This window comes from Mycobacterium sp. 050128 (genome assembly GCF_036409155.1).
Classification (GTDB): Bacteria; Actinomycetota; Actinomycetes; order Mycobacteriales; family Mycobacteriaceae; genus Mycobacterium.
The window spans coordinates 187253-200174 of the sequence record NZ_JAZGLW010000003.1 but is presented as its reverse complement, the minus strand read 5'-3'; the positions used below and the strand labels follow the sequence as shown (position 1 = coordinate 200174).

Sequence of the window (12922 nt, the reverse complement as noted above, 5' to 3'; positions counted from 1 at the left end):
CAACCGCATAAAAGCACATCAAACCGATTGCAACACAACATATTACGAAGGGAAGTAAAGGCTGTGGCCGTTTCGCAGGAAGAAATCATCGCCGGTATCGCCGAGATCATCGAAGAGGTCACCGGTATTGAGCCCTCTGAGGTCACCCCGGAGAAGTCGTTCGTCGACGACCTGGACATCGACTCGCTGTCGATGGTTGAGATCGCCGTGCAGACCGAGGACAAGTACGGCGTGAAGATCCCGGACGAGGACCTTGCCGGTCTGCGCACCGTCGGCGACGTCGTCTCCTACATCCAGAAGCTGGAAGAAGAGAACCCCGAGGCTGCCGAGGCGCTGCGCTCCAAGCTGGTCGCCGAGAACCCCGAGGCTGCTGCCAACGTCCAGGCGAGGCTGGAAGCGGACAGCAAGTGACCAAGCCTTCCACTGCTAACGGCGGTTACCCCAATGTTGTGGTAACCGCTGTCGCGGCGACGACGTCGATCGCGCCGGACATCGAGAGCACGTGGAAGGGCTTGCTGGCAGGCGAAAGCGGCATCCGCGTCCTCGAAGACGAATTCGTCGACAAATGGGATCTGCTCGTCAAGATCGGGGGGCACCTCAAGGAGCCGATCGATAACCACATGGGACGACTGGACCTGCGACGCATGTCGTATGTCCAGCGCCTGGCCAAATATCTCAGCGGCCAGCTGTGGGAGTCGGCCGGCAACCCGGAGGTCGATCCGGACCGGTTCACCGTCGTCGTTGGCACCGGTCTGGGCGGCGCCGAGCGGATCGTCGAGAGCTATGACCTGATGAACGAGGGCGGCCCCCGCAAGGTGTCGCCGCTCGCCGTTCAGATGATCATGCCCAACGGCGCCGCAGCCGTGGTCGGTCTGGAGCTCGGAGCGCGGGCCGGGGTCATCACCCCGGTCTCTGCGTGTTCGTCCGGCTCCGAGGCAATCGCGCACGCCTGGCGGCAGATCGTCATGGGTGACGCGGAGGTCGCCGTCTGCGGCGGTGTCGAGGGTCCGATCGAGGCGCTGCCCATCGCGGCGTTCTCGATGATGCGGGCCATGTCGACCCGCAACGACGAGCCCGAGCGCGCGTCGCGGCCGTTCGACAAGGACCGCGACGGCTTCGTGTTCGGCGAGGCCGGAGCCCTGATGCTCATCGAGACCGAAGAGCACGCCAAGGCCCGCGGCGCCAAGCCGTTGGCCCGGTTGATGGGTGCCGGTATCACCTCGGACGCCTTCCACATGGTGGCTCCCGCGGCGGACGGCGTGCGCGCCGGCCGCGCAATGAGCCGGTCGCTGGAACTTGCGGGCTTGTCCCCCAAGGACATCGACCACGTGAACGCACACGGGACGGCGACGCCGATCGGCGACACCGCAGAGGCCAATGCCATCCGGGTTGCCGGATGCGAGCAGGCCGCCGTGTATGCGCCGAAATCGGCGCTGGGGCACTCAATCGGCGCAGTCGGGGCGCTCGAGTCGGTGCTGACAGTGCTGACCCTGCGGGATGGCGTCATCCCGCCAACCCTCAACTATGAAACCCCCGATCCCGAGATTTCGTTGGACGTCGTCGCGGGCGAACCTCGCACCGGCGATTTCCGTTACGCGATCAACAACTCATTCGGGTTCGGCGGCCACAACGTGGCCCTCGCCTTCGGGCGTTACTGAGAGCACGACGTCCGGCGACGAGGCGGGCCGCAAACGGCCCGAGGAGGAGCCGGACGAATACGGAAGGAACGTTCGCCACACCCATGACAGAACTTGTTACGGGGAAAGCTTTCCCCAACGTAGTCGTCACCGGCATTGCCGCGACGACTGCCTTGGCACCCGACGCGCAGGAAACCTGGAAGTTATTGCTAGACGGCCAGAGTGGAATCCGCACCCTCACCGACCCGTTCGTTGAGGAGTACAACCTGCCGGTTCGCATCGGCGGGCATCTCGTGGAGGAGTTCGACAGTCAGCTCACTCGTATCGAGCTGCGTCGCACCGGTTATCTGCAAAGAATGTCGACCATCCTGGGCCGCCGGGTGTGGGAGAACGCAGGTTCGCCGGAAGTCGACACCAACCGGTTGGCGGTGTCGATCGGCACCGGCCTCGGCTCGTCCGAGGAATTGGTGTTCAGCTACGACGACATGCGCCAGCGCGGCATGAAAGCGGTCTCCCCGTTGGGCGTGCAGAAGTACATGCCCAACGGTGCGGCCGCGGCGGTCGGGCTGGAGCGGCAAGCCAAAGCCGGTGTGATGACCCCGGTTTCGGCGTGCGCGTCGGGTAACGAGGGCATCGCCCGGGCCTGGCAGCAGATCGTGCTCGGTGAGGCCGACATCGCGATCTGCGGTGGCGTCGAGACCCAGATCGAGGCGGTGCCGATCGCGGCGTTCGCCGCGATGCGCGTCGTGATGTCGACCACCAACGACAACCCCGCCGGCGCGTGCCGCCCGTTCGACAAGGACCGCAATGGCTTCGTGTTCGGCGAGGCCGGCGCGCTGATGGTGATCGAGACCGAGGAGCACGCGAAGGCTCGCGGCGCCAACATCCTGGCCCGCATCATGGGTGCCAGCGTGACCTCGGACGGGTTCCACATGGTGGCACCGGATCCCAACGGGGAACGTGCCGCGCATGCGATGCAGCGGGCGATTCAGCTCGCGGGCATCACCCCGGCCGAAATCGACCACATCAACGCCCACGCCACCGGAACCCAGGTCGGCGACCTCGCCGAAAGCAAGGCCATCAACCGGGCCTTGGGCGGCAACCACCCCGCGATCTACGCGCCCAAGGCGGCGCTGGGTCACTCGGTGGGTGCGGTCGGTGCGTTGGAATCGATCTTGACGGTCCTCGCGTTGCGGGAGCAGGTAATCCCGCCGACACTGAATTTGGAAAACCTCGATCCAGAAATCGATTTGGACGTGGTGGCGGGTAAGCCGCGGCCGGGCAACTACCGGTACGCGATCAACAACTCGTTCGGATTCGGCGGTCACAACGTGGCGATCACCTATGGACGGTATTAGAACCCAGCGGTATTGAACCCCGAGCACACCGGAAACAGGAGATCTGCGATGACACTCATGGCCCCCGAGGCGGTCGGCGAGTCGCTCGACCCCCGAGACCCGTTGCTGCGTCTGAGCAACTTCTTCGACGACGGCACCGTCGAGCTGCTGCACGAGCGTGACCGCTCGGGTGTGCTCTCCGCGGCGGGCACCGTCAACGGCGTACGCACCGTCGCGTTCTGCACGGACGGCACCGTGATGGGCGGCGCGATGGGCATCGAGGGATGCCAGCACATCGTCAACGCCTACGACACCGCCATCGAGGAGCAGAGCCCGATCGTGGGCATCTGGCACTCTGGCGGGGCGCGGCTGGCCGAGGGCGTCAAGGCATTGCACGCTGTCGGAACGGTTTTCGAGGCAATGATCCGCGCGTCGGGTTACATCCCGCAGATCTCGGTGGTCGTCGGCTTTGCCGCCGGCGGTGCCGCCTACGGGCCGGCGCTGACCGACGTGATCATCATGGCGCCGGAGGGCCGGGTGTTCGTCACCGGGCCCGACGTGGTGCGCAGCGTCACCGGCGAGGACGTGGACATGGCCTCGCTCGGCGGCCCGGAGACCCACCACAAGAAGTCCGGTGTCTGCCACATCGTCGCCGACGACGAGCTCGACGCCTACGCGCGCGGCCGCCGGTTGGTCGGATTGTTCTGCCAGCAAGGGCTTTTCGACCGCACCAAGGCCGAGGCCGGTGACACCGACATCAAGGCGCTGCTGCCCGAGTCGTCGCGGCGGGCCTACGACGTGCACCCGATCGTGACCGCGATTCTCGACCAGGACACTCCCTTCGAGGAGTTCCAGGAAAAGTGGGCGCCGTCGATGGTGGTCGGGCTGGGCCGGTTGTCGGGTCGCACCGTCGGCGTGCTGGCCAACAACCCGCTACGTCTGGGTGGCTGCCTGAACTCCGAAAGCGCGGAGAAGGCAGCACGTTTCGTGCGGCTATGCGACGCGTTCGGTGTTCCGCTGGTCGTGATCGTCGACGTGCCCGGCTACCTGCCCGGTGTCGACCAGGAGTGGGGCGGCGTGGTGCGCCGCGGCGCGAAGCTGCTGCACGCCTTCGGCGAGTGCACCGTCCCCCGCGTCACGCTGGTGACCCGAAAGATCTACGGCGGGGCCTACATTGCGATGAACTCCCGCTCGCTGAACGCGACCAAGGTGTTCGCATGGCCGGAAGCCGAGGTCGCCGTGATGGGCGCCAAGGCCGCGGTCGGAATCCTGCACAAGCGCAAGCTGGCCGCCGCGCCGGACCACGAGCGCGAAGCGCTGCACGACGAGTTGGCCGCCGAGCACGAGCGGATCGCCGGCGGCGTCGACAGCGCCATCGAAATCGGCGTTGTCGACGAGAAGATCGATCCGGCACACACCCGCAGCAAGCTCTGCGAGGCGCTGGCCGGGGCACCCGCACGCCGCGGTCGCCACAAGAACATCCCGCTGTAATTTCTGCTCGCGACTCACTATCGACGTAGCAACGTCGAAAGCACCTGGCGTAGTTCGCCTTCCGGGTCGGCGGGCAGCTGCTCGGCACGCCAGCCGACGAAGTCGTCCGGGCGGATGAGCAACGCGCCTTGCGGCGAGAGTCCGGTCGCCGCCGCCCACTCGTCGCCGTCGATGCGATGGGCGGCGATCGACGCCGAAGCCGCGGCGGCACACCATCGCTCGTCGCCGCTGAGCACGGTGAACTCGCCGCCGATCAGATCAAGCGTCGAGACCCCGTCGCCCACCCACACGTGTGGCACCCGGGTGCCCGGCTGGCCGCGCAACTCCTCCACCAACTCGCCATCGGACGGATCATCCGTGACGATCGCGGCCGAGCGGTAGCGGTAGCCCACCAGCAACGCGAACATCGAGCACTCTTCCTGCGGCGGCAGCAGCGGCCGGTCATCCTCGAGCCGGAGCAAGGGAATCGTTGGGCCGGAAAGCGATTGGCGGGCGGCGAACCGCCCGACCGGATGCCGTTCGGTCTGGTAGGTATCCAGCAGCGCCGGCCCGGCCGTACCCTGCAGCACCGCGGCCAGCTTCCAGGCCAGATTGTGTGCGCTCTGGATCGCGGTGTTGGCTCCCCCTGCTTTGAACGGCGGCATGGTGTGCGCCGCATCTCCGACGAGAAATACTCGCCCACAAGCGAATTGGTTGGCCACCTGCTCGTACGGCTGCCACGCCGCGATCTCGATGATGTCGATGTCCATCTGCTCACCGATCGCTTGGGTGAGCATCTCGCGGCACCGCCCCGGGGTGAACTGGTCCGCGGTTTCGCCCTTGCCGGGAAAATAGGTGGTGATGAACATCCCGAGGTCGCCGTCGGCGGCAATGAAGATGCCTTGTACGTCAGCATTTTTGACCTGCACGCCGCCGCCCTCGCCGATGTGCGCGACGAACTTGCGCCAGGGCGCCCGAAAATACATGAAAACCACGAAGATTGGCAGCGCTCCGTAGCCGGAGGTCGCGATGCCCAGCGCTTTGCGGACAGGACTGTGCACCCCGTCTGCGCCGACCAGATAGTCGGCCCGGACCGTCTCCGTCTCCCCCGAGTCTCGGTCGCGAATGACCGCGGTGACGCCGGTCGCGTCCGATTCGAACGACAGCAGCTCGGTGCCGTACCGCACCTCGCTGCCGTGGCGGCGCGTTGCCCTCAGCAGCATGGGCTCGGACCTGCTCTGCGGGCAGTACTGCAGGACCGGCTCGGGGCTCAACCCGTCCAGGCCGCCGAAAATCGCCTCGAAGTCGATCGCCGGTTCTTCCCTCGTGCTGTTGAGGGTCGGTTTGGTCACCACGACCGGCTCGTGCGCACCGATCGCGTGAACCTCGTCGCCCAGGCCGAGGCCGCGAAGGATCTCCAGGCTGCGGAAGCTCAGGTTGCGGGCTTTGGGATAGATGAACACCTCGCGGCGCTTTTCGACCACCAGCGACCGAACGCCGTGCTGGGCGAGCAGCGCAGACATGGCCAGGCCGCCCGCGCCGGCGCCGACAATCAGGACTGGAACCCGCAATATGATAGCCACTATGAAATGATAGCTCATGTCATATTCGAGAGTTGGCTAGCTGCCGGCGACCCCCGCGAGGAACTCCGCCGCCACGGCCACTACCCGCTCGCGATCGCGGGGCACCAGGCCGATCCGGGTTCGGCGGTCGAGGATGTCGTCGACGTCGAGCGCGCACTCGTGGGTGACGGCGTATTCGAACTCCGCGCGGGTCACGTCGATGCCCTCGGCGACGGGTTCGGTCGGGCGCCCGCAGGTGGCGGTCGCGACGACGGTGGGCGCCTCGGCGCCGTAGCGGGCGATCAGCGAGGCGGGCAGCCCGTCCGGCGAACCCGCGACCGGCCCGGGGTTGGATGGCGCCCCGATCAGCGGCAGATTGTGGGTCCGGCAGGTGGCGGCCGCTAGATGCCGCAGGCTGACGGCGCGGTCCAGGACGTCCTCGGCCATGAAGCGGTATTCGGTCAGCTTGCCGCCGATCACGCTGATCACCCCGGAGGGCGACTCGACGACGGCGTGCTCGCGCGACACGTCGGCGGTGCGGCCCTCCCCGGTGTCGATCAGCGGCCGCAGGCCGGCGTACGCGCCGATCACGTCGGCGGCCTGCAGCGCGGTCCCCACGGCGGTGTTCACCGTGTCGAGCAGGAATTCGACCTCACCGGCAGACGGCTCCGGCACATCGGGAATCGGGCCCGGCGCGGCTTCATCGGTGAGCCCGAGGTAAACCCGGCCCAGTTGCTCGGGCATCGCGAACACGAAGCGATTGAGCTCGCCGGGAATCGGAATCGTCAGCGCCGCAGCCGGATTCCCGAAAGCATCGGCGTCGAAGACCAAATGCGTCCCACGACTGGGCCGCAGGCGCAGTGAGCCGTCGATGTCGGCCGCCCACACCCCGGCCGCATTGATCACCGCGCGGGCGGACACGTCGAACGACTGATCGGTGCGCTGATCGGTCAGCCGCGCGGACGTGCCGGTGGCCTCGGATGCCGCGACGTAGGTGAGGATCCGGGCGCCGTGCTGAGCCGCGGTCCGTGCCACCGCCGTGACCAGGCGCGCATCGTCGATCAACTGCCCGTCGTAGGCCAGCAGTCCACCGTCGAGACCCTCGCGACGCACCGTGGGCGCCATCTCGGCCACCCGCTGGGCGGACACCCGGCGCGAGCGCGGCAAGGTCGACGACGGCGTTCCCGCCAGCGCACGCAACGCGTCACCGGCCAAAAATCCCGCACGCACCAGCGCACGCTTCGGGTGACTCATGGACGGCAGCAACGGCACCAGTTGCGGCATCGCGTGCACGAGATGAGGGGCGTTGTGCGTCATCAGGATTCCGCGTTCGATGGCGCTGCGCCGAGCGATGCCCACATTCCCGGTCGCCAGGTAGCGCAGACCACCGTGGACCAGTTTCGAGCTCCAGCGGCTGGTGCCGAATGCCAGATCGTGTTTGTCCACCAGCGCCACCCGCAGGCCGCGCGACGCGGCGTCCAGCGCGATTCCGGCCCCGGTGATGCCGCCGCCGATCACGAGCACGTCCAGCGGCGCGCCGTCGGCCAGTGCGCTCAGGTCGGCGGTACGACGTGCAGCATTCAAAGCGGTCATCAGGACAGGTATCCGTTCAGCGAATGAGTGAGTTCGACGGCCAGCGCATCGGCATCGAGAATCGGACGCACGATCCGCTCGGACTGAATCGTCGACTGCGCGATCAGCAACACCATGGTGGCCATCTGCAGCGGATCGCCCGCGCGCACACTGCCGTGGCGCTGGGCCACCCGCAACCGGTCGGCAAGCGCGCCGATCAGCATCTGCTGGCTTTCGCCGAGCCGCTCGGTGATGTAGATCGGCGCCAGGTGCGAGTGCATCACCGACATGATCAGCTCGTCGCGGCGCAGCAGATTGGCCACCGAAACAATCTGGCGCACCAGCGATTCACGGTCTTCTCCCAGCAGCGGCGCTTCTTGCATCACACCGGTGATCCGTTGGGTCAGCAGCGCGGCCACCACCGCGGGCGTGTCCGGCCAACGGCGGTACACGGTCGGCCGGCTCACACCCGCGCGCCGGGCGATTTCGGCGAGGGTCACCCGGTCGACCCCGAAATCGACCACACAGCTGGCGGCCGCCGCGAGGATCCGGTCGGCCACATCCAAACCTGCGTTACTGATTGACAGCATGTGTAATACTGTAACGCATGACGCATGATCTTGGGACCGAGCAACTCCTTCCGCCGATGAAATGGAACGCGTGGGGAGATCCCGCTAGCGCCAAACCGCTCTCGGACGGCGTTCGGTCGCTGCTGAACCAGGCTGTCGGCCTAGAAGATTCGAATCAAGCCGAACTCGGCCCCGATCAGGTGCAGCTGCGTCCGTCCGCGCTGCCGACGCAGGATCGCGATGCGCTCGCGGGGATCGTCGGCGCCCAGTATTGCCGCACCGACGATCGCGATCGGCTGCTGCACGCCGGCGGCAAGTCCACCCTCGACCTGCTGAAGCGAAAAGCCGCAGCTCAAGATGCGCCGGACGCCATTCTGCTGCCCGGTGACGACGAGACCGTCCTGAAAATTCTGCGTTACTGCTCCGAGCGCGGCATCGCCGTGGTCCCGTTCGGCGGCGGCACCAGCGTGGTCGGCGGCCTCGACCCCATTCGCGGCGACTTCACCGCCGTGATCTCACTCGACCTGCGTCGCTTCGACCAACTCGTCTCGCTCGACGAGGAGTCCGGGCAGGCCGTCCTCGGGGCGGGCCTCACCGGTCCCGACGCCGAACGCCTGCTCGGCGAACGCGGCTTCTCGCTCGGGCATTTCCCGCAGAGCTTCCAATTCGCCACCATCGGCGGCTTCGCCGCGACCCGCTCCTCTGGTCAGGACTCGGCCGGCTACGGCCGCTTCAACGACATGGTGCGCGGGCTGCGGGTGATCACTCCAGCCGGAACGCTGGACCTGGGCCGCGGACCGGAGTCGGCGGCCGGACCCGATCTGCGTCAGCTGCTGATCGGGTCGGAGGGCACCTTCGGCGTTATCACCCAGGTGCGGCTGCGGGTGCATCCGGTACCGGAGGCCGTCAGCTACGAAGCCTGGTCGTTCCCCGACTTCGCGACCGGAGCGGCCGCTTTACGGGCGGTCGCCCAAAATGCGACCGGCCCCACCGTGATTCGGCTTTCCGACGAGGCCGAGACCGGAGTCAACCTGGCTACCACCGAGTCGATCGGCGAGAACCAGATCACCGGCGGCTGCCTGGGCATCACGGTCTTCGAGGGCACCAAGGAACACGTCGAGAGTCGGCACGCCGAAACCCGCGAATTGCTGGCGGAAAAGGGCGGCACGTCGTTGGGCGAGGGTCCCGCGCAGGCCTGGGAGCGCGGCCGGTTCGGCGCGCCATACCTGCGCGACTCGCTGCTCGCCGCGGGCGCACTCTGCGAGACGCTGGAGACCGCCACCGACTGGTCCAACATCGGCGCCCTCAAGGCCGCCGTCACCGAGGCACTGACCACCGCGTTGGCCGAAAGCGGGACACCGGCACTGGTGATGTGCCACATTTCGCACGTGTACCCCACCGGCGCATCGTTGTACTTCACCGTCGTCGCCGGGCAGCGGGGCAATCCGATCGAGCAGTGGCAGGCCGCCAAAAAGGCCGCATCGGACGCGATCATCGCCGCCGGTGGCACCATCACCCATCACCATGCCGTCGGTGCCGATCACCGGCCCTGGATGCGCGACGAGGTCGGCGACCTCGGCGTGCAGGTGTTGCGTGCGGTCAAGGCCACGCTGGATCCGGCGGGAATCCTCAATCCCGGCAAGCTGATTCCGTGAACCAGCTGCGCCGGCGTGAGATCGCCAAGGTGACCGCGCTGACCAATCCCCTCTCGGGGCATGGCACCGCCGTGCACGTGGCGCAGACCGCCATCGCGCGACTGCATGCCCGCGGTGTCGAAGTCAACGAGATCATCGGCGACGACGCCGAAGACGCCCGCCATCTCGCCGCCGCGGCCATCGAACGCGGCACCGACGCGCTGGTGGCGACCGGTGGCGACGGCGTCATCTCCAACGCGCTGCAAGTGTTGGCGGGCACCGACATTCCACTGGGCATCATCCCGGCGGGCACCGGCAACGACCACGCCCGCGAATTCGGCATCCCCACAAAGGATCCCGAGGCCGCCGCGGACATCGTCGTCGACGGCTGGACCCAGACCATCGACCTGGGCCGCATCCAGTGCGGCAACGGCCGCACAATAGAGGCCAAGTGGTTCGGCACCGTGGCGGCCGCCGGCTTCGATTCCCTGGTCACCGATCGCGCCAACCGGATGAGCTGGCCGCACGGGCGGCTGCGCTACTACGTCGCGATGCTCGCCGAGCTGACCCAACTGCGGATGTTGCCATTCCGCATGGTGCTCGACGGCACGAAGGAGATCGACGCCGACATCACGCTGGCGGCCTTCGGCAATACCCGAAGCTACGGCGGGGGCCTGCTGATCTGCCCGGACGCGGATTACACCGACGGCCTGCTCGACATCACGATGGCGCACACCGCATCCCGGACGAAATTCGTCCGGCTGTTCCCCACCGTGTTGAAGGGGACCCACGTCCAGCTCGACGAGGTCACCACGGCGCGCGCGAAAACGATCCACGTCGAAAGCCCCGGCATCAACGTCTACGCCGACGGCGACTACGCGTGCCCGCTGCCCGCCGAACTCTCCGCGGTGCCTGGCGCACTGCAGATCCTGCGCCCAGTCGTGTAACAACTCGCGCGACAAACGCGACATCAGGGCAGACACGCGCCGTGGGAGCGCTGCCCTGGGAGGAACGATGTCGGGACATCGCAACACGGCGCTTGTCGCCATAACGGTCATGTCGTTGGGCGGCTCGCTGTGGCTTGCGCCCTCGGCTTTCGCGGCCGATCCCGTGTGGAACGGCAAGTATCAGGTGACCTTCGCCGGCACCGCCAAGACGGGCACCAGCGTTGCCGCGGGAAAACCGGAAGGCAACAGCGTCGTCGACTACGGCTTCAGGTCCAGCTGCTCAACCGGGACCTGTGTCGCCACGGTGTATGACGCGCCGCCACCAAAGAATCCGTATATCCCGCGCCCGATCACCTACACCTGGAACGGGTCTCAGTGGGTGCGCACCACAACCTGGCAATGGGACTGCCAATTGCCCGACGGGACAATCGAATACGACCCGGCTAAATCGGTTGTCGCCTTCACACCCGGCGCCGACGGGACACTGTCCGGTGTCTTTCACACCGACATCACCAGCGGAGCGTGTCACGGCAACGTCGACATGCCGGTATCTGCCGCCCCCGCCTAAACGGTGGCGTACCCGCCGACCGAACCCGCCGGTCGTTAAGCCGGGCGTACCCGCCGACCGAACCCGCCGGTCGTTAAGCCGGGCGTACCCGCCGACCGAACCCGCCGGTCGTTAAGCCGGGCGTACTCGCCGACCGAACCCGCCGGGCGTTTAGCCGACGCCCCGGTTGAGCCAGGTGACTTCGCCGGCGTCGCCGCCGTCGCGGTAGACCTCGAGCGCCTCGTCCCACGCGGTGCCCAGCACCGAGTCCAGCTCGGCGGCCAGCGTGTCGGCACCCTGCGCCATCATCGACCGCAGCCGCATCTCCCCGACCATGATGTCGCCGTTGGCGCTCATCGCCCCGGTCCACAAGCCCAGTTGCGGCGTGTGGCTGAAGCGGTGGCCGTCGACGCCAGGGCTCGGGTCCTCGGTGACCTCGAACCGCAGCACTGACCAGGACCGCAGCGCGTTGGCCAACCGGGCACCGGTACCCACCGGACCGACCCAGTTGGTGACAGCACGCAGCTGTCCTGGCATCGCCGGCTGCGGTGTCCAGACCAGGTTGGCCTTGGACTGCAGGGTCGACGACAACGCCCACTCAACATGCGGGCATACCGCCGCGGGCGAGGCATGGATGTACACCACACCTGCCGTCACGTCGGCGAATTGATTCGACGCACGCATATACCTGCTCCTTCGGTTCCACGAGGGACGTCTTCCCCAACGACCTGGCGAACCCGACAAACAGATATTTTGTTTCGTGCGTGTCTATTGTGCCCTGTGATACCCGTGTTGCGCTAGTGCTCGATGCCTATTTGATGTATTGGTGTAGGACCGCGTCGGCGAGGGCCGGCCACAAGTCCAGCGCCCAGCCACCGAAATCGCGGTTCGTGAGCACCACCAGCGCCAAGTCCACGTCGGGATCTGCCCAGATGAAACCGCCTGCTTGGCCGAAATGGCCGTAGGTTCGCGCCGAGTTGCGCGCCCCGGTCCAGTGCGGCGATTTCCCGTCCCGGATCTCGAAACCCAGGCCCCAATCGTTGGGCCGCTGCACGCCGTAGCCGGGCAGCACCCCGTCCAGGCCGGGAAACTGCACGGTCGTCGCCTCGGCGTGCATCTCGGCCGACACGGTCGACGGGCGCAACAGGTCGCCGGCGAACGCCGCCAGATCCGCGACCGTCGAGGTCGCCCCGTACCCGGCCTCCGCCGCGCCGCCGGCCAGCCGGGTCGCGCCCATGTTCAGCGGCTCGCACACCGCCTCGGTGAGGTAGCGGCTGAAGTCGATGCCCGACTCGCGCTCCACAGTCTCGGCCAGCACGGCGAAGCCGTAGTTGGAATACATGCGCCGGGTGCCGGGCTTGGCCAGCACCCGGCCGTCCAGCATCGCCAGGCCCGACGCGTGGGACAGCAGATGCCGGACCGTCGCGCCGGGCGGGCCGGCCGGAGTGTCCAGCTCGACGACGCCCTCTTCGATCGCGACCTGCGCGGCGCGGGCCACCACCGGCTTGGTGACCGACGCCAGCGTGAACACCCGCTCGGTGTCGCCGTGCGTGGCCAGCACCCCGCCGGGTCCGACCACCGCGGCGGCGGCAGCCGACACCGGCCAGTCGTCGAGCGCGTCGAGAGCGGCCATCAGATCGGGCGGGT

General features: G+C 67.4%; 12 protein-coding genes. 7 read left to right on the top strand and 5 right to left on the bottom strand.

Annotation, left to right across the window (positions count from 1 at the left end; genetic code table 11):
* Nucleotides 1-63 precede the first annotated feature (63 nt).
* From acpM to SKC41_RS21655, 4 genes are all read left to right on the top strand, one after another.
* Nucleotides 64-411: a meromycolate extension acyl carrier protein AcpM gene (gene acpM / locus SKC41_RS21670; protein ID WP_090603524.1), complete on the top strand. Its 348-nt coding sequence runs from the start codon at nucleotides 64-66 to the stop codon at nucleotides 409-411.
* Nucleotides 408-1658, top strand: a complete 1251-nt coding sequence (kasA, locus tag SKC41_RS21665; RefSeq protein WP_330979743.1) for a 3-oxoacyl-ACP synthase KasA — start codon at nucleotides 408-410, stop codon at nucleotides 1656-1658. Before acpM ends, kasA begins: the two co-directional genes overlap by 4 nt.
* 83 nt (nucleotides 1659-1741) lie before the next feature.
* Complete coding sequence (kasB, locus tag SKC41_RS21660; protein WP_330979742.1) at nucleotides 1742-2995, top strand: 3-oxoacyl-ACP synthase KasB; 1254 nt, start codon at nucleotides 1742-1744, stop codon at nucleotides 2993-2995.
* A 48-nt stretch (nucleotides 2996-3043) separates the two neighbouring features.
* A complete protein-coding gene (locus SKC41_RS21655; RefSeq protein WP_330979741.1) occupies nucleotides 3044-4465 on the top strand; it encodes an acyl-CoA carboxylase subunit beta in 1422 nt (473 codons plus the stop codon).
* Between the two features lie 17 nt (nucleotides 4466-4482).
* On the opposite strand, the gene SKC41_RS21650 is transcribed toward SKC41_RS21655, so the two are convergent.
* From SKC41_RS21650 to SKC41_RS21640, 3 genes are read right to left on the bottom strand one after another with little or no spacing between them, the layout of a single operon-like run.
* Nucleotides 4483-6021, bottom strand: a complete 1539-nt coding sequence (locus tag SKC41_RS21650; RefSeq protein ID WP_330980077.1) for an FAD-dependent monooxygenase — start codon at nucleotides 6019-6021, stop codon at nucleotides 4483-4485.
* Between the two features lie 42 nt (nucleotides 6022-6063).
* Nucleotides 6064-7599 (bottom strand): glycerol-3-phosphate dehydrogenase/oxidase, encoded by a 1536-nt coding sequence (locus SKC41_RS21645; RefSeq protein WP_330979740.1) that lies wholly within the window; start codon nucleotides 7597-7599, stop codon nucleotides 6064-6066.
* On the bottom strand, nucleotides 7599-8168 hold the full coding sequence (locus tag SKC41_RS21640) for a TetR/AcrR family transcriptional regulator (protein WP_330979739.1): 570 nt from the start codon (nucleotides 8166-8168) through the stop codon (nucleotides 7599-7601). The genes SKC41_RS21645 and SKC41_RS21640 overlap by 1 nt, the downstream gene beginning before the upstream one ends.
* A 56-nt stretch (nucleotides 8169-8224) precedes the next feature.
* Between SKC41_RS21640 and SKC41_RS21635 the strand changes: the two genes are divergently transcribed.
* The 3 genes from SKC41_RS21635 to SKC41_RS21625 all read left to right on the top strand — a co-directional run bounded on the left by SKC41_RS21635 (nucleotide 8225) and on the right by SKC41_RS21625 (nucleotide 11296).
* Complete coding sequence (locus tag SKC41_RS21635; protein WP_330980076.1) at nucleotides 8225-9802, top strand: FAD-binding oxidoreductase; 1578 nt, start codon at nucleotides 8225-8227, stop codon at nucleotides 9800-9802.
* Nucleotides 9799-10728 (top strand): diacylglycerol kinase, encoded by a 930-nt coding sequence (locus SKC41_RS21630; RefSeq protein WP_330979738.1) that lies wholly within the window; start codon nucleotides 9799-9801, stop codon nucleotides 10726-10728. The genes SKC41_RS21635 and SKC41_RS21630 overlap by 4 nt, the downstream gene beginning before the upstream one ends.
* Nucleotides 10729-10795: 67 nt before the next feature.
* Nucleotides 10796-11296, top strand: coding sequence for a hypothetical protein (locus SKC41_RS21625; RefSeq protein ID WP_330979737.1), 501 nt, complete (start codon nucleotides 10796-10798; stop codon nucleotides 11294-11296).
* A gap of 150 nt (nucleotides 11297-11446) precedes the next feature.
* Here SKC41_RS21625 and SKC41_RS21620 read toward each other — a convergent pair whose 3' ends face one another.
* Both SKC41_RS21620 and SKC41_RS21615 read right to left on the bottom strand, forming a co-directional pair.
* Entirely contained in the window at nucleotides 11447-11959 is a 513-nt protein-coding gene (locus SKC41_RS21620; protein WP_330979736.1) for a DUF3145 domain-containing protein, read from the bottom strand.
* Between the two features lie 127 nt (nucleotides 11960-12086).
* A complete protein-coding gene (locus SKC41_RS21615) occupies nucleotides 12087-12908 on the bottom strand; it encodes a serine hydrolase domain-containing protein (RefSeq protein WP_330980075.1) in 822 nt (273 codons plus the stop codon).
* Between the last annotated feature and the right edge of the window lie 14 nt (nucleotides 12909-12922).